The organism is Flavobacterium sandaracinum (assembly GCF_004349135.1).
GTDB lineage: Bacteria > Bacteroidota > Bacteroidia > Flavobacteriales > Flavobacteriaceae > Flavobacterium > Flavobacterium sandaracinum.
In genome coordinates, this window is the sequence record NZ_SMFN01000006.1 from 181,063 (window position 1) to 201,048 (window position 19,986).

Sequence of the window (19,986 nt, forward strand, 5' to 3'; positions counted from 1 at the left end):
AGAGATGAATTTACTACAGAATATTGACGTGGCAAAACTGCCAAAACATCTAGCCATCATCATGGATGGAAATGGGCGTTGGGCAAAACAGCAAGGGCTTTTGAGAGCTTTGGGTCATGAAAGCGGGACAAAATCAGTAAAAGTAATCATAGAAGCCAGTGCCAAGCTAGGAATCGAATTCCTTACTTTATATGCCTTCTCAACCGAAAACTGGAACAGGCCAAAACTAGAGGTTGACACCTTGATGAAAGTGCTGATCAATTCTTTGAAAAAAGAACTCACCACATTGCAAAAAAACAACATCAAGCTGAATGCTATTGGGAATATTGACAAATTACCAAAATCAGCTCAAAAAGAACTTCTTGATGTAATTGACAAAACAAAGGACAACACACAAATGACGCTAACCTTGGCGTTAAGCTACGGTTCTAGGGAAGAATTAGTCGCAGCGGTAAGAAATATATGTAGTAAAGTTAAAAATAATATAATTTCAATAGACGCTATTGACGATTCCATTATTAATGAGCATCTTTACACGCAAAATTTACCGGACGTAGATTTATTAATACGAACAAGTGGAGAACATAGGATAAGTAACTTTTTGTTATGGCAGATTGCCTATGCAGAATTGTATTTTACTGACATATTGTGGCCAGACTTTAAAGAACAAGATTTATATGAGGCTATCGTTAGTTATCAAAAAAGAGAACGTAGATTTGGAAAAACAAGTGAACAAATTAAATAATTTTTTAGTGTTACATAAAAGCATAAAAATAGCCCTTACCGTTTTGATTTTTGGAAGTTTTACACAAGTAAAAGCACAAGAAAGAGTTCCTTTTGATCAGGGTAAAAAATACATTCTAGCAGATGTAGCCATAGTTGGCGATATCAGTTTTAACTCCCAAACCGTGGTGACCTTTTCTGGTTTGCAAAAAGGACAGGAAATTACAATTCCAGGTGAAGAAATTAGTGCTGCTATTAAAAAATTAGGAAAATTAGGCCTTTTTGACGAAATCTCTTTTTATGTAAATAAAATACAAAACGACAGTATTTATCTTGACCTAAATATTATCGAATTACCCAAATTAAATCAGGTGAAATTTGTTGGGGTTAAGAAAACTAAAACGGAAGGTTTAATCAAAGATAATTCATTAACCAGAGGAAAAGTAGTCAATGAAAATTTAGTGACTACCACAAAAAACTACATCGAAAATAAATATAAGAAAGACGGTTATTACAATACAAAAGTAAACATCAATACTGTAAAAGATACTGCTACAGCAAACCAAGTCAATATGCTTGTTACTATTGATAAAGGTCAAAAAGTAAAAATCAAGAGTATTGATTTTGTTGGGAACACGAAAATATCCGATAAAAAATTGCGTAAAGCAATGAAGGATACAAAACAGAAAAACCCTATCCGAATCTTAAAAGCATCTAAATTTATAAGAGATAAATACAAAGCCGATTTAGAAAAAGTTATTGCTTCTTATAAAGAAAAAGGATATCGAGATGCTCGTATAATTTCGGATTCTGTTTCTTTTGATAAAAATAAAAACGCATTAAATATTACAATAAATCTAGAAGAAGGAAACAAATATTATTTTGGAGAAATTAAATTTTTAGGTAATACTGTTTATACGGATCAGGGATTGAGCCGAATATTAGGTGTAAATAAGGGAGACACATACAATGGTGTGCTTTTGGAAAAAAGAATTGCAGATAAGTCTAAGCCAGACGCAGAGGATATTACTAATTTATACCAAAACAGCGGTTATTTATTTTCAAATGTAAATGCTGTTGAGGTAAAAACAGCTAACGATACTATTGATTTCGAAATCCGAATCACTGAAGGTCCAATTGCTTATTTCAATAAAATTACTGTAGTAGGTAATGACAAGACTAATGACCGAGTAATTTACCGTGAGTTAAGAACAAAACCAGGAGAAAAGTACAGTAAAGATGAGTTAGTAAGAACCATTCGAGAAATAGGACAATTAGGATTTTTTGATCCAGAAGCGATTGATCCTAAATTCAAAAATGTAGATTCAGGAGCAGGAACTGTAGATATTGAATACAACCTTGTTGAAAAAGGTTCTAGCCAAATTGAACTCCAAGGAGGTTATGGTGGTGGTGGTTTCATTGGTACGCTTGGATTGTCTTTTAATAACTTTTCGGCTAGAAATATGCTCAACAAAGATGCTTACAGACCCCTTCCTATGGGAGATGGTCAAAAAGTATCCTTGCGTTTACAAGCTAGTACGTTTTTTCAAACTTATAGTGTATCATTTTCAGAACCATGGTTTGGAGGTAAAAAACCGGTATCCTTTAGTACATCACTATCTTATAGTAAGCAGTTTTTAAATAATTTTGTTACACAAAGGGCAGATAAGACCAAAAGTTTTGATATCCTAACCTTATCTGTAGGTTTGGCTAAAAGACTTACTGTGCCAGATGATTATTTTGTACTGTCTCAGTCCGTGAGTTATCAATATTATGCTTTAAACAATTACAACACGGGATTGTTTACCTTTGGAAATGGTACTTCTAGAAACCTTGCCTATACTGTGGGGCTTACAAGAAGCAGTAAAGGTGTGAATCCTATATTTCCAACTTACGGTTCAGAATTTAGTCTGTCAGCAAAATTAACTCCGCCTTATTCTTTGTTTAATGGAGTTAATTATGCAACATTAGGAGATCAAGAAGAATACAAATTGAAAAATACTGTTGATCGACAAAATGTACCTGATGCAAATGGAAACATCGTTAACATAGGGGATTATATAGATATTAACGGAAATAAGGTAACGGACTTTAGACTGGCTGCTGCCGATGTTAGTAAAGTCGATCAAAAGCGTTTCAATTGGTTAGAATACTATAAAATAAAGTTCAAAGCCGACTGGTATACCAAAATTTATGGGAAATTAGTTCTTAGAACGTTAACAGAGTTTGGTTTTCTGGGTGCATACGATCAAAATAGAGGAGCTGTTCCATTTGAAAGATTCTTTCTTGGTGGTGATGGATTAGCTAATTTTCAAATGGATGGTAGAGAGAATATCCAATTAAGAGGATATCCTAATAACTCTTTGACTCCTACAAATGCTGCTGGAGAACAAATTGGAGGTACTGTCTTTAATAAATTTTCAATGGAATTGCGTTATCCTATTACCTTAAAATCATCCGCATCAATTTATGCATTGGCATTTATGGAAGCAGGTTCCGCTTTTGCAGATTTTAAAACCTACAATCCTTTTGCCTTAAATCGTTCCGCTGGAGTTGGGTTGCGTGTATTTATGCCAGCATTTGGTTTATTGGGAATTGATTTTGGACATGGATTTGATGCCTTGCCAGGACAAGCGAAAGCGAATGGATGGGAAACCCATTTTATCATTGGACAGCAATTCTAAAAAAAAATTGGTATACAATTTCTAATAGAGAACCGTTATGACAAAACAATTTTTATGTCTATTTTTGGCCTTGATTGCAGTGCAAACAATGAAAGGGCAAGTCAGAGGAAATAAATTAGGTTATATTGACATGGAATACATTTTACAAAATGTACCTGATTATACGGACGCCAGGATGCAACTGGAGCAAAAAGCTCAAAAATGGAAATTGGAGATTGAAACTAAAAAAATTGAAATTAATAAACTAAAAGAAGCATTAAAAGCAGAAAAAGCGTTGCTCACAAAGGAATTAATCGACGAAAGAGAAACGGAGATTAATTTCCTTGAAAACGAAAATTTAGATTATCAGCAAAAAAGATTTGGTGCCAATGGCGATTTGATGATACAAAAATCTGTTCTAGTAAAACCAATACAAGACCAGGTATTTACTGCAGTCCAAGATATTGCGGAACGTCTTAAGTACGACTTTATATTTGATAAAGCCTCCGACTTGACTATGCTATTCGCAGCCAAAAGATTTGACATTAGCGAGCAAGTTTTACGGGTATTAAATCGTACTGAAAAAAGAGAACAGCTAACTAAAAAACAACAAAAAGAAGCGGAAGATAAAGAGAATAAAGAAGATGCACTAGATAGCAATCCCGCGCTAGCCGACAGACAAAAACTCCTAGAAGAGAAAAAAGCTGGACGTGAAAAAGTTCTAGAAGATCGAAAATTGCTACAGGAACAAAAGAAAAAAGAGTTTGATGACAAAAGGAAGCAAATTCAAGCCGATAGAGAGGCTAAAAAAAATGGCACGGTTTCTGCAAATGTAGTTAAAGAAGGAAGTACTGCAGTCCCAACTGGCGCTGATACAACCAAAGAAGCTGCTGATCAAGCCAGACAAAAACAAGTGGATGCAAAAGCAAAATTACTAGAAGACCGCAAAAAAGTCTTTGAAGATCGCAAAAAGGCATTAGAAGAAAGAAGACAAAAAATACTGGAAGATAGAGAAGCGCTGAAAAAAGCAAAACAAGAAAAATTAAAAGAAAATACAAACAATAATTAATTACTTAATATTTTAAAAACGATGAAACAAATCAAAACTCTACTAATTGCTGCAATTTTAATGTTAGGAGCAAATCAAACAGTGAATGCACAAGCAAAGACAGCACATGTTGATGTAAGTGAAATTATGACAAAAATGCCGGCAATGTTAGAAGCTCAAAAACAATTAGATAAATTGAGTACGACTTACGATGCTGATTACAAAAAAATGGTTGAAGAATACCAAGGGAAATTAAAAAAATACGAAGCAGAAGCTGCTACAGTAACTGAAGCTATAAATGGGGAACGTTCTAAAGAAGTGCAGGATATGCAAAAAAGAATTGTTGACTATAGAGACAATGCTCAAAAAGAATTGCAACAAAAAGAATCTGATATTGTAAAACCATTAATGGAAAAAGTAAGAGCTTCTATCCAAAAAGTGGGTAAAGCGAAAGGGTTCCAATATGTATTAGACGGTTCTTCTCTTTTACTTGCAGATGGTCCAAACTTGACTATGGATGTAAAAAAAGATTTAGGTTTCTAAAAGAAGTATTTATCGTATAAAAGCTGCTCAATCTCATATTAGGTTGGGCAGTTTTTTGTTTAAATCAAATTGTAGGAATTCTAAATCCTAGAATGTAACTTTGTTATTATGAACAGCAACAATCAACCCATAGGGATTTTTGACTCCGGTATTGGCGGTACTTCTATTTGGTCAGCAATTCATAACTTGCTTCCTAGTGAAAAAACTATTTATTTAGCAGACAGTAAAAATGCTCCTTACGGACAAAAATCCAAGGAGGAGATAATTGCATTGAGCATGAAAAACACAGAATTTCTGCTAGAGATGAACTGCAAATTAATTGTAGTGGCATGCAATACTGCGACAACTAACGCCATTCAAGAGTTAAGATCGAAATACGATGTTCCGTTCATTGGAATCGAGCCCGCTATAAAACCAGCAGTCACCCATTCGAAAACACAAATTATTGGAATCTTGGCGACACAGGGAACGCTGAACAGTGAACTTTTCCATAAAACCACCGAGAAGTACCAAGACACTAAAATAATTGAACAAGTAGGTCATGGCTTAGTTCAGTTGATTGAAAACGGAGATATCAATTCACCCGAAATGACCAGACTGCTTAATGTATACCTCACTCCAATGATTGGAGCTAATATTGATTACTTAGTGTTAGGATGCAGTCATTTTCCCTATCTTATACCGCAGATAAAAAAAATACTCCCTCAGAATATTCAAATTATCGATTCTGGTGAAGCTGTTGCAAAACAAACCCAAAATATATTACGGGATAAAGTAGGCTTTTCATCGTATGAAAATAGTAAGCCTATTTTTTACACGAATACAAATCCAAAAGTTTTGACTGAAATTTTAGGAAATAAATATAGCGTAACCGAAAAAATTTTTTAATAAATGGAGTTATATTTCCTCCTTAAACCAATTGGAATACATTACATAATTATTTGAAATGCGTTCGATTTCTCCTGCAAAGTCAGATTGATCAATGTCTTTAACTTTTTTTGCAGGAACGCCAGCCCAGATAGAACCAGCTCCTACAACTGTATTTTGTGTTATCACAGCTCCTGCCGCAACGATAGAATTACTTTCAATCACACAGTTGTCCATTACTATAGATCCCATTCCTATTAATACATTGTCATGAACCACACAACCGTGCACTATTGCATTATGTCCAATAGAAACATTATTACCAATAACCGTTGGGTGTTTTTTATAGGTACAATGAATAATAGCTCCATCTTGTATGTTTACTTTATTTCCAATTTTGATAAAGTTGACATCACCTCTTACAACTGCATTGAACCAAACACTACAATTTGATCCAAAGGTAACATCACCCACAATAGTTGCATTTTCGGCAACATAACAATCCTCAGGAATAGAGGGCGATTTGCCATTGATAGATTTAATGAGCATAATGAAATTTTGTATTAATTAATTGCTGGACAGTTACAATCATATTTTACGGGTTTGCAAAACAAATCGATTCCTAAAGTAATTTGATGGTATCCACCATTATCAAACTTAACGGCACCAGACAATTGAGAATAGGTATAAGCAAACATAAACTTATCAAAATTAACACCTACGATAGGGGTAATATATTGTAATTTTTGATTGGAAATTGTATTTCCAGCCAAAAATTCGGCTCCATCAAAACTTCTTCGGTAGGACAATCCAGCCCAAACTCTACCAAAATCTAGATTTTTGTATGCTTTTAAATTAATATCTATCGCTTTTTCTCTAGTCTTTTCAACCATTTGAAATAAAAGAGAAGGCTCCCATAATATTCGATCTCGATTTCCGAAGATATATCCTGCACTCAATAAATATTTTCTTAAATTATCACTTTCATATTCTGTGTAAATATCTCTTCTAGTCTCTATCGCATTTTTTACTGTCGCATGTGCATAAAAATCTAAGAAATTGTAAGAAGCTCCAATATCAACATTAAAATAAGCATCTTTCTGTATTACAGTTCCGTCTATAATTGGATCAAAATCACCGGACTGCATAAATTCTGTTTCGTCTAACTGACTTTGAATGAAGCCAGCACTCATACCAAAAGACAATTGATTCAAATCAATTTCATCTCTGGAAAACATAAGATGATAGGCATAGGTAAATTTAATTCCTTTCTGAGAATGATATCCATTTTTATCATTAAAAAGAATAACACCTGCTCCTGCATTTTCTCCTACTCTGCCATTAAAACTAAGGGTTTGTAATTCCGGGGCATCTTCTTGGTCAAACCATTGCTTGCGACCAGTTAGCCTAATTTTAGCGCAATTTGCAGCTCCAGCCATGGAAGGATGTATCAAATAATAGTTATCTGACAAATAATCAGAATAAACCGGAATTCCTTCTTGTGAAAAAGAATAATAGGATACAAAGAATAGGGCAGCTAAAATTCTAATTTTATGATACATTGAAGTACTTTTTAGTTAAATGAATAAATTCTAAATCAATATAAAGTTTTATAAAAACGATCAAATGCCTTATCTTAAATTAAACTAAAGTTAATTTATTCATTAAAAAACCAAATATAGTTATTCGTAGAAAATAACTTTACTAAATTTGTAAAAATTTCAAAAGCCATGAACAAAGTTACTATAAAAGAAACACAAAACCCAACGATATTAAAGTTTGAATTTCAAGATTTTATCACTGAAAATGAAAGCTTTGAATTTAAAAATATTGACGAAGCAAAAACGTCACCACTAGCGCAACAACTATTTTATTTGCCTTTTGTAAAAACAATTTACATTTCTGGTAATTTTATCGCAATCGAAAAATACAATATCGTTGAATGGGAAGATGTTAAAGATGCCGTGGCCGAGCAAATGGAAAAGTTTGTCACTGATGGTGGAACAATCATCTCTGTTGATGAAAATAAAACTAAGAAACAACCGGTTACCGTTTATGGCGAAACTACGCCAAACCCTTCAGCATTGAAGTTTGTAGTGAGTAAAATGCTGACTAAAAATGCAATTGAATTCAAAAACATAGATCAAACTGCTTCTTCTCCTTTGGCTAAAGAACTTTTTAAATTTCCCTATGTTAAAGAAATTTTCATTGACGAAAACTACATTTCTATAACAAAATATGAAATCAATGATTGGCAAGAAATCACTTTAGAACTCAGAAGTTTCATCAAACAATATATTGAAAACGGTGGGTCTGTTTTAGATGAAAATTATGTTGCTGCAGTTACTGCAGAAGAAACTGTCAAGGCAAAGGAGTTTGATAATCTGGATGTAACTTCGCAACAAATCATCAATATTTTAGAAGAATATGTAAAACCAGCCGTACAAGCCGATGGTGGAAATATTGCTTTTGAATCGTACAATGAAAATGACAAAACTGTAAAAGTGATTCTACAAGGCGCCTGTAGCGGTTGTCCATCATCCACTTTCACGCTAAAAAGTGGTATCGAAAATATGTTGAAGAGCATGTTAAACGATGAAAGTATCAAAGTTGAAGCTATAAATGCTTAGTTAAATTTGTAAACTGTTGTTTTTCTGATTGTTATAAAAAAATAAATTCTCTTTTAAAGATTGAATTCAAAAAAAATAGGTAAATTTATACTTCACTAAATACCTAGAAATCATGTCAATATTAAAAGTAATAGAAGTACTTTCAAACTCAGAAATCAGTTGGGAAGATGCCACTCGTAAAGGAGTTGCTAAAGCTGCAAAATCAGTAAAACACATTCGTTCTGTGTATGTTCAGGAACAAAGTGCAGTAGTCAATAACGGTGCTGTTACTGAATTTAGAGTGAACTTAAAATTAACTTTCGAACTCGAATAGATTTATTAAAGCTTAAAAAAGCGTTTCATTTAGACTGCCCCCCAAAAGTTAGATACTATTTGGGGGTATTTTTATGGGATGAAAAATCAAGTATGATTATGCGTTTGAGCTTAAATGCGTGAAATTAGTATTAGAAATACATTATTCTTGTAATTATGTTTATGAGGATTGTAGGGTTCTTTTAGTTATAAGATTTCAATAGTTTACAGATACAATGAGAAATAAACAGCGCTGTTAAATCATAGATTTACATTCGCTTGTAATTTATAAAATAATTTTTAAGAAGTTAAAGGTCACGATTTTTTCCTATGCGTGGCCTCCTGTTGTACGCGTAAATACTTATTGTCGCGTTTTTAAGGTCATCTTAAGGAATAGAAACCCTATAATTCCTGCAACAAGTGAAGCAATTATTATGGCTATTTTAGAGCTATTAATTAGTGTTTCATCTTCATAAGCAAGTATTGTTATGAAAATTGACATTGTAAATCCTATCCCACCTAAAAGTCCTACACCAACAATATTTTTCCATTCTAAGTCTTCTGGAAGTTTGCAAAGCCCTAACGAGGCCCCTAAAAAAGCAAAAGCAAATATACCCAGTGGCTTTCCTATAATAAGGCCTGCGAGGATTCCAATACTATTGGTTTCTCCTAATCCATCTTGCCAACCAGCTCCTATTGCAATACAAGTGTTAGCAATTGCAAAAAGAGGTAAAATTACAAATGCCACAGGTTTGTGTAAAGCGTGTTGTAAAATGTAAGAGGTCGAATTTTTATCTCCGTTACCAAAGGGTATCGCAAAAGCCAGTAATACACCAGTAATTGTTGCGTGAACACCTGAATTGTACATGAAATACCACATTGCTATGCCTCCAAGCAGGTACGGAAATAGATTTCTAACTTTAAGACGGTTCAGTAAAAGTAAAATACTGAATAGTGTTAATGCAATCAAGAGGTTAGTCCAAATGATCGTTTTGGTATAGAAAATAGCAATGACTATTATTGCTATCAAATCATCAATGACGGCTAATGCTGTAAGAAATATTTTTAGTGAAATAGGAACTCTATTGCCTATCAATGATAAAATTCCAATGGCAAATGCAATATCCGTCGCCATTGGAATTCCTGCTCCTGATTGTGTTTCTGTTCCATAATTGAACAAAAGAAAAATAGCTGCAGGAAGTAGGAAACCGCCCATTGCTCCAATCATAGGAAAGGAAGCATTTTTTATATCCGAAAGTTCCCCTTTGTAAATTTCGCGCTCCAATTCTAAACCAATCAGCAAGAAGAAAATTGCCATCAGTCCATCATTTATCCAATGGGTGATACTATGGCCACCAATGTCGAATTGCCAGAAGCCAATGTAACTAGATTGTAGTGAGGAATTAGCCAAAAAAAGAGAAATAATGGTCCCAATCAGTAAAATTATACCACCTGCTTTTTCGCTGTCGTAAAATTCTTTAAATAGTTTTGATAACTTCATTAATCTTTTTTTTGATGAAAATTTAGATTAGCTTTTCCTTATTTGTCGATTTCCCTAATAAAGTCCTGCTTGTTTTGGATTGCTACGGGTAGATAAGTCTCGTAAAGAATAGTCTATCCTCTTGAATCAAATATACCAATTATTATTTTAAAAAATAAACTATTGTTTTTGTTTCCTGCTAATAAGACTTTTCGAAAATGGATGTTAAGAGGGAATTAATTTTTTTTCTTGTTTTTTTTGATCAAAGAATTCTTGCTCCAATGAAGTGATAAATAGTTTTAACGGAAATAACTTAGTACAGAGATGTTTTTGCTTCTTGGGTACTTGTAGTAAAAATATTTTGTTATCTCAAGTGTTATTGGATTTATCATCTCAGATAAATGCGCTACTTTTTAGATGTCAAAATTTATTTTCTCGGCTTGTTTTTAGGGTTAATTTTCAGTTTTAATTGCAACAAAAAAACAAGGACTAAAACTAAACCCTCCTTTATGTATCTTCAATTTATTTCTTCGGGTTTTATTAAACAGTCAGGTGTTTTTTGATCTAATGGATGTGTGAAATGACAGCAATATGTTCAAAAAATCCATTGCATGTTTGCGGTATATTGTCAAGAGGGATTTAGGAATTACCACGTACTATTACGGCGATATGGAAATGGGTTTTGGATTGAGTTTGAATTATTAACATGGTACATCTTGTTGATGTGAATACAAGTAAGAATCACCAGCACAATATCATTTCTATAAGAAATACTGCCTTTTTTTTCACGCAGATTTTACATATTCTATATTTCTTTTTCATTTTAACTTGTTAAACCATTTTACTCTTTATACTATAAATTTTACTTTTAAAGCTGAACTTTAGGATATTGTTCTCTCTCAATAAGCGAAACCTAGGTTTTAAAAACAGCAAAAGCGATGACTTAATCATAGCTTTTGCTTAAGGAATCCATAAGTAATCAAATCAGTCTTTTTTATGTTGCTCTGTGTGATTTTGGTTTCCGTGAAGCGAAGGGTCGCCCACGTTCAATCCGTTTGACATCCCAATCATAAAGGCAGTAATGAGTAGCATAATTTTTCTTTTTGCCCAAAGAATAGGGCGTTTAGGTTGCTCTAAACGTGCTTTGTTATTGTGTTTATACATTTTGTAAATGAAAAATGATTAGACATTTGGCATCCTTGTTATGCATGGAATTGCATAAAGCTTAGAAAGAAATTTCTAGGCGGTGTATAAACTTTTACAGGGATTTTTGGGAAGTAATCATCTCATTAATGAAGATGTGTTGCATTGCAAATAAGCTTACTTTTTGATAAAGCAGCGTCTGTAATTTTAGAAGAATCGGAATTTGAAGACTGAATCTATCTTGAAATTGTAGGTAGACTAACTGAAATACGAATGAAGTTTCTCAGACGAATTTATCTGATGGAACACGTATGATTTTGAACGTTTATAGTTTAATTCTCCTCTTAGAATTATGTTCGAGAATTGATAATAATCAGCTGAATTTGATGGAAAATCTAAAGTACCATCATTCACCATCAGACCAAAAGCCAGAAAAAATGAAATAAGGTATTTTAAATACTTTGTCATTCTATTTAATTTGAAACTTTCGAAAGTACAAAATTAACGTTAATTGAGGGCTATTTTTTATCTTAACGGGCGGGATGTTTGCATTAGACTTTAGATTTGTCCTTGGAAAAATCAGCTTATAAAAAAAATATTTGTGGTAGCCGTTAGTTATGAATTGATTACAGTTTACGAATTCAAAAGGGACTGTTTTTATTGGAAGGTTTTTAGGTTTGGCTTTGCGCATCTCAAAAATAATCCTATTTTTGCACCCGAAATGAAAAAGGGCCCGTTCGTCTATCGGTTAGGACGCATGGTTTTCATCCATGTAAGAGCGGTTCGATTCCGCTACGGGCTACAACTCAAAAACACAATCTAAAAAAGCCTCGAAAATTATTTCGAGGCTTTTTTGTTTTTAGGAATTTCTCAAGAAAACTATTTTATGCAGTGAGCAGCCGTACATGATCAGCTAAAAAAAGTGAGTCGCTTGTCCTTTATAGCATCTATGCGAAGCATTTTATAATCCAAAACATAATTTTGATATACGCGCCAAGGGGCTTTATTCCCTTGATTGGGTAAAGAATTAGCTGCCCTAAGGATATAACCAGAGTTGAGGTTGAGCAGCGGAACGGGTTGCAAATTGGTTTCTACGACCTTAGCTTGCACCGCTTTGTAATTGTGTTTTTCTAAATAAAGTAACATGCGCGAAATGTATTCACTCGTTAAATCACTTTTTAACGTCCATGAAGCATTGGTGTATCCTACAAAAATGAAGAAATTAGGCAAATCACTTAGCATTAAACCTTTATAAACAAAGGAACTAGGAAGGTCAAAGGGTTTTGAATCTACTTGAATGCTAACACCGCCAAAGGCAACCAAATCTAGTCCAGTTGCTGTAATGATAATATCGGCAGCAAGCGTTTTACCGGATTGCAATACAATTCCATTTGTGGTGAATCGGTCAATATGATCGGTTACTACCGTTGCTTTTCCTTTGCGGATGGCTCTAAAAAAATCGCCATTGGGTGCAATACAAAAACGCTGTTCCCAAGGGTTGTAATTGGGTACAAAATGCGGATCTACCGGAAAGTTGCCCAAACCTTTTTGAGCGCCTTTGATAATGAAATTTTTCATGGCTTCTGGAAAGAACTTGCAGAGGTTAAAAAAAACAATCGCATAAAAAATATTTTTATAACGGATCAAACGGTAGGCAAGTTTTTTGCTAAAAATCCTTTTGATGCGCGCGGCAATTTTATCGTGGTTTGGCAAAGCTGCAATGTATGTGGGAGAGCGTTGTAGCATGACCACCTGTGCACCTTCGTTAGCAAGTTCTGGGACGATAGTAACTGCCGTTGCGCCACTTCCTATAATTACTACATTTTTAGTAGCAACATCGAGTTTTTTAGGCCATTGTTGCGGATGAATGATTTGGCCTTCAAACAGTGATTGATCTTTGAATATTGGTGTGTAGCCTTTGTTATAGTTGTAATAACCGCTGCAGCTAAAAATAAAATTACAGGTATAAATGCTTTTTTCGGCTGTGGCCAAATTGACGGTGGTTATCGTCCAAAGTTTTTCTTTGGTATCAAAATTATAGGAAAGTGCTTTTTGTTCGTAAATGATGCGGTCTCGAACATGGTACTCATCTGCTGCTTCATTGATGTATTTCAAAATAGACGGGCCATCAGCAAATGACTTTTGGTCTTCCCAAGTTTTAAACGAATATCCAAAAGTATACATATCCGAATCAGACCGAATTCCCGGGTATTGAAACAAACTCCAAGTACCACCCAATGCTGCTCTTGCTTCGAGAATGACATAGGTCTTGGATGGGTTTTTGCGGGATAGATGGCAAGCTGCACCAATACCAGATAGTCCAGCGCCAATAATGATGATGTCCGTATGTGTACAATTCATGATGAAAGTTAATTGCTAATGCTGTGCAAAATACAAAATACAATCAACAAAAGAGTAGCGAATTTATAAGATGAAACCTTGTGCAGAACTCGACTGCATTAGTCTATTAAACCGTGTTGTTTAAGCTGATCAAAAATCAACTTGTCTACTTCTGAAATTTGATCTCTGTCCGAGTACGTGAGCCATTTTAGAGATTCGATTTCTGCACTCGCTTGCAGTGTACCGGAATACGCAGCAGTGTAACAGCTCATTTTTACAAGCAGTCCCGCAGGATGTCCGTGCGCCTGTGCTTCAAAAACACCAAAAAATTTCAGACTGCTAGGATCAAGTTGCACGGTCAGTTCTTCTTGAATTTCTCTTAACAGCGCTTGCTCATCAGTTTCGCCGTTTTCTCTTTTGCCACCAGGAATGTAATATTTATCTTTTCCATAACTTTTTGTAGAGAGAATGGATTTGTTTTGGAGTTCAATCCAAGCCAGTTTATCAATTGAATTCATTTTACTATTGGGATTTAAAAGGAGGTGTTTGGTTAATTTTTTTAAATAATATTACCTTGTAAAAATCTGGATAAATGAGTAACGATATCACTTTTGTTTTATGTGAAGAGACTGAATTATCAACTATTAATTACAAATAGAAACCCAAAAGTGACACTCCTACTTTTTTAAAGAAATACAAAATAATACCTTTTCTTTAATTGGAGGTTAGGGTCTTTTGCGAAAGTGGCGCTTCACTCGAGCAAATATAAAACTTCCCAAAAAAGCAGAGACTGCCGCAATCATTAAAGAGGGCAAGTCTTTTTTTATGAAGACGTCCAATTGACCGGCAAACAATATACTAAAGCTCATCAATACAAAAAGTGGTCCCAATAACCAAAGTCCCCAGCGCCAAGATTCTCTGGGCCAAATAAATCCGAACAAACCGCCGGCAACTAGGAACGCTCCAAAAGTAATCAACAGTCCATGTTTTGAGGAAAGGTAGAAAGTACCCATTCCGTATAGTACAGCTAGAATGTATTGGAATTGAAAAGAGCCTTTTTTCATTTTATATTTTTTGCATTATGTATTGAAAAGGAGTAGGGCCAGAATACAAAAATTGTGTTTTCTTATAAATCGTTAGGTCACTTAGTTGTTCCAAAGAATATGTTAGTAAAATAATTTTCTGTATTCACAATTTAGAAACTTGCTATATCAAACAGAATTATTTAATGAGTACCACTTATATTAAACAAAACATAGCCAGCCGTTTGGTATTTTGTCAACGCAACTTTTGCCGCTTCAGCTATGAAGATATTTTTATACAATTCGGCTCCATCAACACCTCTGAGATTCATGGTTTGTCCGCAAAGGACAAAACGCACTCCAACTTTTTGCATCTGATCTATCAAATCAGCATTGGGATTCGAACAGTTGAATTTTTTCTCATAGGCTGCGCTATTTAAAATGGATAAAATAGCAGCTGAATGCACAATTACAACAGATTTTAGGTTTTTCGGCTGGATGCCACTCGCAACATGCAGATTCAAAATTCGTGCAATTTCTTCCAATCCTTCGTTAGGTTGATCTTCCATTCCAGTAGCTGTTCCGTTTTGGGTAAGGTCAAAAAGTAACTTGTATACTGTACTGGCTTCGGGTTTATCGGTTACATTTTTTAGGGGTATTACGCCTGTCCATTTAGATCCTTCAATTAATGGGTATTCTAATACCGGAATAAAAGGATCCATTTTAGCCGCTTTACTATCACGGCTAGATGTTTGAGCATTGGAGAAAAGAGAAGAAAGAAGTAAGCTAAGTAGTAATAAATTATTTTTTATGAATTTCATTATAAGCGATTTTTAGGAATAATTGAATCGAGTGGAGTAGTAAATTATAAAATTGTATTTTATAGTTTGTAGTGCTAAGATAGTTTTTTTAAACGAAAATTAAAGCAGTGAATTAGCCGTAAGTTCTAAAAATAGATGTAGATAAATAAAGCTACTATTTTATCTATTATGGACAAACTGTTTCAAAGTCAGTAAATATGATGGTAATTGTTAAAGTTAATTTTTCACACTTAATTTTATCTATTTCAACAATTTAGTAGTTAGTTTTAGAAAATTAAAAGTATATTTGTTTAATGATAACACAAAAAGCATAAACAAAATGAAACATTTTAAAAAAAATCTATTATTGCTAGTGATGGTGGCTCCCTTAATTTTTAGTAGTTGTTCCAAAGATGATGAGCCTTCTCCAACAGTTATTAAATCGAAAGTCTATGACCTAGGTGCAGTTGGAAGTTCAGGAGTAACTGGAACAGCAACAATCATCGAAAAAAGTGATGCCACTTTGAGTATTGAGTTAGAATTAAAAAATACAGTTGCAGGTGCTTCACATCCAGCGCACATTCATTTAAATACTGCTGCTGAAGGAGGCGATATTGCACTTACCTTAAAACCAGTTGACGGTACAACAGGGAAAAGTACAACAACATTCAAAGCTTTGGATAATGGTACTGCGATTACGTATCAAGGGTTACTGGATTTTGATGGATACATTAATGTTCATTTGAGTGCAAATCAATTGTCAACACTGGTTGCGCAAGGCGATATTGGACAAAATGATCTTACAGGTGTTTCTAAGGTATATCCTCTTGGTAGCGTTTCTGCACCTACAATTTCTGGTACTGCCACTTTTTTCAAACGAGTGAATGGTGAAGCATTAGCGATTGTACAATTACAAAATACTCCAGCAGGCGGATCGCATCCAGGACACATCCATAATAATACCGCAGCTCAAGGAGGTGGTATTGCTTTTTCTTTCAAGCCAGTAAATGGCGATACAGGTTTGAGCGTTACTAATGTAGCCAAATTAGATAACGGAACTGCTTTTGGTTACGATCAGGTGATTGCTGTTAATGGGTATATCAACTTTCATTTAAGCGCAACTAATTTAGCTACTCTTGTTGCTCAAGGTGACATCGGGCAAAATGAATTAACCGGTACAAAAGTAAGTTATGTACTAGCACAAAAAGACGTTGCGGGTATTAACGGGACTGTTGAATTTGCAGAACGTTTAAATCAAACGACTTTAGTAACTATTAAATTGGTTGGTACTCCTGCTGGCGGAAGTCATCCTGCACACATCCATGAAAATAATGTTGCTACATCCGGTAATATCATTGCTGGTTTGAATCCTGTAAATGGTGATACGGGAATAAGTAAAACACAAGTGGCGACTTTAGTTGGTGGTGCTGCAGTAACGTATACGCAGTTTTTAACATTAGCCGCCTACGTAAATGCGCACTTAAGTGACGCTAACATGGCTACCATTGTGGCGCAAGGAAATATTGGTTCAAGCTTGGGAGCTGTAGCTGGTGAAAATAAAACCTATACGGTTACCAATAGTGGTTCTAGTTCATATATTTTTAACGGTGAAGGATTGACCAACGCAAGCAATCCAAACTTTACGTTTAAAAGAGGAGGAACGTATACTTTTAATTTGACTACACCAGGACATCCTTTCTATATCAATACCGTTCAAGGAACAGGATCTGCCAATGCCTTCAGCTCAGGAGTTACAAATAATGGAGCAGTTTCAGGATCAGTAAAAATCGTAGTGCCTGCGAATGCGCCAAATACTTTATACTACAACTGTGAATTTCACGGTTCGATGACGGGAACGATTACCATTACTAACTAGTTTCAAATTTGTAGATTGTGAATGGGAGATGGTAAAACATCTCCTTTTTGCGTTTTTATGAGCGGAGTAAAATAGTATTGCCACTCTGTTTTAGGTAGTTCCTACTTATTAATCTAAGCGAAACCGCTGGTCGAGTAGGAGAAACAATACTTGTACTGATGATGTTTTTTCGGTTTCAGCTTCCTGAAAAAGGAGTCCCGAAAATACCTACAGCTAGTTCTGCCCATACGAGAAATAAAGTTGCAAAAACAACAGCTACAGCTACAAGTCTGGATCGGGTTGTTTTTACTTTTTGCAGGATGAGTTCTAATGCAAGTCCGAAACAAAGCAGTAAAACAGTTGCTGTGATAAAGTCAACGAAGGTCCATTGTACTTCATCCGTGAATTGCATGGCCGTTAAAGGAAGGAGCAATAGAAAAGCTATGCCAACTAAAATACTCAAAAGTCTTTTGTTAGGTATAGCCTTTATTGTTGGATTCTTTTTCATGGTAGGTGTTTATTAAAACTGTTCTACTGTGTAAAGCACTGTAAATTTTATAAAACAAGAGTAAATATGCTAATTCATGTCTTCGTTCTGAAGTTCACGAGTGAGATGCTCCGATACAAATCAATACTGTAATTCCAATTTGGAAATACTTTTGTCGGTTAGCCTTTCTTATAAAATCATCTTTTTTGAGTTCTCAAAAAAAATAATTTCGCCGCGAGCGTCCCGCTCGTGTCCACAATCTTTTCTATTTAGTTTGTTTTAATTCTACTTTTCGGTTGTCAATAAATAATCTACAGCTTACAGAAAAGAAACCTGAAATATTTGTTTTAATATTCAGCTTTTCTCCTTTATTGTTAATTAGATTACCGGTCATATTACTGGGTGTGATAAAATTTAATTGTTCATCTTGCAATTCATTATTTACATAAAGTTTTTCACCACTAAACCAATTATTAGTTATTTTAATTTCGGTTTCTTCGTGTTTTGCTATCCATTCACTTTTCATTATTTCGTATTTTTTGATTAACATTTGTTTTTTTGCTTTTGTTGAAGCGCCGCTAGCTGTCCAAAATAAGCTCCTGTACGTTCTCCAAATTTATATTTTGTACTCATACATTAAGCTTTTTTTCTAACTCTTGTTTGTGGGCACGAGCGGGACGCTCGCGCTAGTAGGGTTTTTTTAAAAATCTGCTTTGTATAGATTTTCAGAATTAGTTAATTTTCGTCTGAATATTTTTTCAGCATCTACTTTCGCAGAATTTAATTGTTTGGCGGTTATTTTACTTTCAGCGGTTTTGATTTCTTCAATTATTTGGTTCTGTTGAGTTATTGAAAAATCTTTTTTAAACTCATTATAGATTAAAAACCAAATGTAACTTTCATAATAATCTTTTTCTACACAATCAGCATCTCGATACATATATGCTAAACTTAACCTTGTTGAAGTAATTTTTCCACTTAAATTTAAATTTCCTGGATTTTCTAATAAAGATAATTTTGTTGCCCATTCGAGCATTTTATTCGTGTCTTTTGTTATTCCTAAACCTTGTTTGTAACAGTTTATTACATTCCACATACAAGTTGCATCATTATTGTTTGCGCACTTCAAAGCGTATTCAAATGCTTTTTCGCTACTAACTTCTGCTCCAATTCCGTTTCCATAAGCCATCATCATTGCATAATGACCATCATTGAAGCCATTTAGTGAAGATTTTTTATACCATTCAAAAGCTTCATTTTCATTTTTTGCAATTCCCACACCATTTTGTAGAAAATAGCCTAAATTATATTGAGCTTCGGCATTTCCTAATTCGGCAGATTTTCTTAAAATTGGAAGTGCTTTTTCATAATCTCTTTGTGTTAATAATTCTTTCGATTGAGAATTTAATTCGTCAGCATTTTGTGCGAATGAGAAAGTCACGTAAAACACTCCAATTATTAATAAAATTTTATTTTTCATTTGTAGATTTACTTTTTTTTGCGCGGTTTTCCAATATATCGCCCAACGTCGCCGCTAGCGCGAGCGTCCCGCTCGTGCCCATTATCAAAATCAATTCAAATCAATTTCTAAAATCGTTTGGTCATTGTTTCCATAATTTCTCGCACTGCTATACTTCCAATCTATTGGATCTGTTACAAAGCCAGATTCTACGGGATTGTAATGTATGTAATCAAGTTTTTGTTCAAAAACCTTTAAGGACCAAATTTCAATTGGATGATTATCCTGCTGCCAAAATTGTCTATTCGTCACATTACTATTCTTTTTTCCTGCTCTTTCCATCATCCAGAGCATCCATTCCCTTCGGCTTTCTTGAGTGTTTTCTTGGATTGTTTGGATCATTTTTTTTGATGTAAATCCTTTGAAATCTCTCATCAACCCTGATGGATCGCCATTTCCGGAACGAAATATTAAATGGATATGACTCGGCATAATGCAATACCCATAAATTTCCATTGCTTTATTTTTTCTGCAAAAGTTTAGTGATTCAATGATATTCCCAAAATACGAATCTCTAGTAAATACATCTATCCAATTTACTGTGGCAAAGCTTACAAAATAAGCTCCTGTGCTTT

General features: G+C 34.3%; 21 protein-coding genes and 1 tRNA gene. 9 read left to right on the forward strand and 13 right to left on the reverse strand.

All coding sequences use genetic code 11. From position 1 onward, the window contains the following. Positions 1–4 precede the first annotated feature (4 nt). The 5 genes from E0F91_RS07200 (at position 5) to murI (ending at position 5,865) form a co-directional block, all read left to right on the forward strand. Complete coding sequence (locus E0F91_RS07200) at positions 5–745, forward strand: isoprenyl transferase (RefSeq protein WP_073352097.1); 741 nt, start codon at positions 5–7, stop codon at positions 743–745. After that, a complete protein-coding gene (locus E0F91_RS07205; protein ID WP_132065640.1) occupies positions 678–3,407 on the forward strand; it encodes a BamA/OMP85 family outer membrane protein in 2,730 nt (909 codons plus the stop codon). The genes E0F91_RS07200 and E0F91_RS07205 overlap by 68 nt, the downstream gene beginning before the upstream one ends. Before the next feature lie 37 nt (positions 3,408–3,444). Further along, the gene (locus tag E0F91_RS07210) at positions 3,445–4,455 is read left to right on the forward strand and encodes an OmpH family outer membrane protein (protein ID WP_132065641.1); all 1,011 of its coding nucleotides are present in this window, start codon (positions 3,445–3,447) and stop codon (positions 4,453–4,455) included. Between the two features lie 21 nt (positions 4,456–4,476). Then, entirely contained in the window at positions 4,477–4,977 is a 501-nt protein-coding gene (locus tag E0F91_RS07215; protein ID WP_132065642.1) for an OmpH/Skp family outer membrane protein, read from the forward strand. A gap of 108 nt (positions 4,978–5,085) precedes the next feature. After that, positions 5,086–5,865: a glutamate racemase gene (murI, locus tag E0F91_RS07220; RefSeq protein WP_132065643.1), complete on the forward strand. Its 780-nt coding sequence runs from the start codon at positions 5,086–5,088 to the stop codon at positions 5,863–5,865. Positions 5,866–5,874: 9 nt separating this feature from the next. Here the strand turns inward: murI and E0F91_RS07225 are convergent, their stop codons facing one another. Further along, the gene (locus E0F91_RS07225) at positions 5,875–6,393 is read right to left on the reverse strand and encodes a gamma carbonic anhydrase family protein (protein WP_132065644.1); all 519 of its coding nucleotides are present in this window, start codon (positions 6,391–6,393) and stop codon (positions 5,875–5,877) included. Positions 6,394–6,407: 14 nt separating this feature from the next. Then, positions 6,408–7,406, reverse strand: coding sequence for a PorP/SprF family type IX secretion system membrane protein (locus E0F91_RS07230; protein WP_132065645.1), 999 nt, complete (start codon positions 7,404–7,406; stop codon positions 6,408–6,410). Positions 7,407–7,574: 168 nt separating this feature from the next. Between E0F91_RS07230 and E0F91_RS07235 the strand changes: the two genes are divergently transcribed. Both E0F91_RS07235 and E0F91_RS07240 read left to right on the forward strand, forming a co-directional pair. Beyond that, positions 7,575–8,474, forward strand: coding sequence for a NifU family protein (locus tag E0F91_RS07235; RefSeq protein ID WP_132065646.1), 900 nt, complete (start codon positions 7,575–7,577; stop codon positions 8,472–8,474). A 112-nt stretch (positions 8,475–8,586) separates the two neighbouring features. Beyond that, positions 8,587–8,787 carry a dodecin family protein gene (locus E0F91_RS07240; protein ID WP_132065647.1) on the forward strand — a complete coding sequence of 67 codons (201 nt, stop codon included), beginning with the start codon at positions 8,587–8,589 and terminating at the stop codon, positions 8,785–8,787. A gap of 339 nt (positions 8,788–9,126) precedes the next feature. On the opposite strand, the gene nhaA is transcribed toward E0F91_RS07240, so the two are convergent. The 3 genes from nhaA to E0F91_RS07255 form a co-directional block, all read right to left on the reverse strand. Then, entirely contained in the window at positions 9,127–10,266 is a 1,140-nt protein-coding gene (gene nhaA / locus E0F91_RS07245) for a Na+/H+ antiporter NhaA (RefSeq protein WP_132065648.1), read from the reverse strand. Positions 10,267–11,229: 963 nt separating this feature from the next. Next, complete coding sequence (locus E0F91_RS07250; RefSeq protein WP_132065649.1) at positions 11,230–11,409, reverse strand: hypothetical protein; 180 nt, start codon at positions 11,407–11,409, stop codon at positions 11,230–11,232. 237 nt (positions 11,410–11,646) lie between these two features. Further along, entirely contained in the window at positions 11,647–11,856 is a 210-nt protein-coding gene (locus tag E0F91_RS07255) for a hypothetical protein (protein WP_132065650.1), read from the reverse strand. Between the two features lie 262 nt (positions 11,857–12,118). On the opposite strand from E0F91_RS07255, the gene E0F91_RS07260 reads away from it, so the two are divergent. Beyond that, positions 12,119–12,190 (forward strand) — tRNA-Glu (locus E0F91_RS07260). 107 nt (positions 12,191–12,297) lie between these two features. Here E0F91_RS07260 and E0F91_RS07265 read toward each other — a convergent pair. The 4 genes from E0F91_RS07265 to E0F91_RS07280 form a co-directional block, all read right to left on the reverse strand. After that, positions 12,298–13,749 (reverse strand): flavin-containing monooxygenase, encoded by a 1,452-nt coding sequence (locus E0F91_RS07265; RefSeq protein ID WP_132065651.1) that lies wholly within the window; start codon positions 13,747–13,749, stop codon positions 12,298–12,300. Between the two features lie 98 nt (positions 13,750–13,847). Continuing rightward, entirely contained in the window at positions 13,848–14,246 is a 399-nt protein-coding gene (locus E0F91_RS07270; protein ID WP_132065652.1) for an NUDIX hydrolase, read from the reverse strand. 207 nt (positions 14,247–14,453) lie between these two features. Next, positions 14,454–14,792: a hypothetical protein gene (locus E0F91_RS07275; protein ID WP_132065653.1), complete on the reverse strand. Its 339-nt coding sequence runs from the start codon at positions 14,790–14,792 to the stop codon at positions 14,454–14,456. Between the two features lie 161 nt (positions 14,793–14,953). Further along, complete coding sequence (locus E0F91_RS07280) at positions 14,954–15,571, reverse strand: DsrE family protein (RefSeq protein ID WP_132065654.1); 618 nt, start codon at positions 15,569–15,571, stop codon at positions 14,954–14,956. 319 nt (positions 15,572–15,890) lie between these two features. On the opposite strand from E0F91_RS07280, the gene E0F91_RS07285 reads away from it, so the two are divergent. Beyond that, the gene (locus E0F91_RS07285) at positions 15,891–17,426 is read left to right on the forward strand and encodes a CHRD domain-containing protein (protein ID WP_132065655.1); all 1,536 of its coding nucleotides are present in this window, start codon (positions 15,891–15,893) and stop codon (positions 17,424–17,426) included. Positions 17,427–17,601: 175 nt separating this feature from the next. Here the strand turns inward: E0F91_RS07285 and E0F91_RS07290 are convergent, their stop codons facing one another. The 4 genes from E0F91_RS07290 to E0F91_RS07305 form a co-directional block, all read right to left on the reverse strand. Continuing rightward, complete coding sequence (locus E0F91_RS07290; protein ID WP_243698859.1) at positions 17,602–17,913, reverse strand: hypothetical protein; 312 nt, start codon at positions 17,911–17,913, stop codon at positions 17,602–17,604. Between the two features lie 244 nt (positions 17,914–18,157). Continuing rightward, a complete protein-coding gene (locus E0F91_RS07295) occupies positions 18,158–18,418 on the reverse strand; it encodes a hypothetical protein (RefSeq protein ID WP_132065656.1) in 261 nt (86 codons plus the stop codon). Positions 18,419–18,592: 174 nt separating this feature from the next. Further along, positions 18,593–19,372 (reverse strand): tetratricopeptide repeat protein, encoded by a 780-nt coding sequence (locus E0F91_RS07300; RefSeq protein WP_132065657.1) that lies wholly within the window; start codon positions 19,370–19,372, stop codon positions 18,593–18,595. 90 nt (positions 19,373–19,462) lie between these two features. Beyond that, positions 19,463–19,986 (reverse strand): REP-associated tyrosine transposase (locus tag E0F91_RS07305; protein ID WP_132065658.1); only part of this gene is annotated, 524 nt, incomplete at its 5' end.

Excerpts from the sequence above, each read along its gene's own strand:
- E0F91_RS07200 (WP_073352097.1), top strand. The coding sequence starts at position 5 with ATGAATTTACTACAGAATATTGACGTGGCAAAACTGCCAAAACATCTA.
- E0F91_RS07205 (WP_132065640.1), top strand. The coding sequence starts at position 678 with ATGAGGCTATCGTTAGTTATCAAAAAAGAGAACGTAGATTTGGAAAAA.
- E0F91_RS07210 (WP_132065641.1), top strand. The coding sequence starts at position 3,445 with ATGACAAAACAATTTTTATGTCTATTTTTGGCCTTGATTGCAGTGCAA.
- E0F91_RS07215 (WP_132065642.1), top strand. The coding sequence starts at position 4,477 with ATGAAACAAATCAAAACTCTACTAATTGCTGCAATTTTAATGTTAGGA.
- murI (WP_132065643.1), top strand. The coding sequence starts at position 5,086 with ATGAACAGCAACAATCAACCCATAGGGATTTTTGACTCCGGTATTGGC.
- E0F91_RS07225 (WP_132065644.1), bottom strand. The coding sequence starts at position 6,393 with ATGCTCATTAAATCTATCAATGGCAAATCGCCCTCTATTCCTGAGGAT.
- E0F91_RS07230 (WP_132065645.1), bottom strand. The coding sequence starts at position 7,406 with ATGTATCATAAAATTAGAATTTTAGCTGCCCTATTCTTTGTATCCTAT.
- E0F91_RS07235 (WP_132065646.1), top strand. The coding sequence starts at position 7,575 with ATGAACAAAGTTACTATAAAAGAAACACAAAACCCAACGATATTAAAG.
- E0F91_RS07240 (WP_132065647.1), top strand. The coding sequence starts at position 8,587 with ATGTCAATATTAAAAGTAATAGAAGTACTTTCAAACTCAGAAATCAGT.
- nhaA (WP_132065648.1), bottom strand. The coding sequence starts at position 10,266 with ATGAAGTTATCAAAACTATTTAAAGAATTTTACGACAGCGAAAAAGCA.
- E0F91_RS07250 (WP_132065649.1), bottom strand. The coding sequence starts at position 11,409 with ATGTATAAACACAATAACAAAGCACGTTTAGAGCAACCTAAACGCCCT.
- E0F91_RS07255 (WP_132065650.1), bottom strand. The coding sequence starts at position 11,856 with ATGACAAAGTATTTAAAATACCTTATTTCATTTTTTCTGGCTTTTGGT.
- E0F91_RS07265 (WP_132065651.1), bottom strand. The coding sequence starts at position 13,749 with ATGAATTGTACACATACGGACATCATCATTATTGGCGCTGGACTATCT.
- E0F91_RS07270 (WP_132065652.1), bottom strand. The coding sequence starts at position 14,246 with ATGAATTCAATTGATAAACTGGCTTGGATTGAACTCCAAAACAAATCC.
- E0F91_RS07275 (WP_132065653.1), bottom strand. The coding sequence starts at position 14,792 with ATGAAAAAAGGCTCTTTTCAATTCCAATACATTCTAGCTGTACTATAC.
- E0F91_RS07280 (WP_132065654.1), bottom strand. The coding sequence starts at position 15,571 with ATGAAATTCATAAAAAATAATTTATTACTACTTAGCTTACTTCTTTCT.
- E0F91_RS07285 (WP_132065655.1), top strand. The coding sequence starts at position 15,891 with ATGAAACATTTTAAAAAAAATCTATTATTGCTAGTGATGGTGGCTCCC.
- E0F91_RS07290 (WP_243698859.1), bottom strand. The coding sequence starts at position 17,913 with ATGAAAAAGAATCCAACAATAAAGGCTATACCTAACAAAAGACTTTTG.
- E0F91_RS07295 (WP_132065656.1), bottom strand. The coding sequence starts at position 18,418 with ATGAAAAGTGAATGGATAGCAAAACACGAAGAAACCGAAATTAAAATA.
- E0F91_RS07300 (WP_132065657.1), bottom strand. The coding sequence starts at position 19,372 with ATGAAAAATAAAATTTTATTAATAATTGGAGTGTTTTACGTGACTTTC.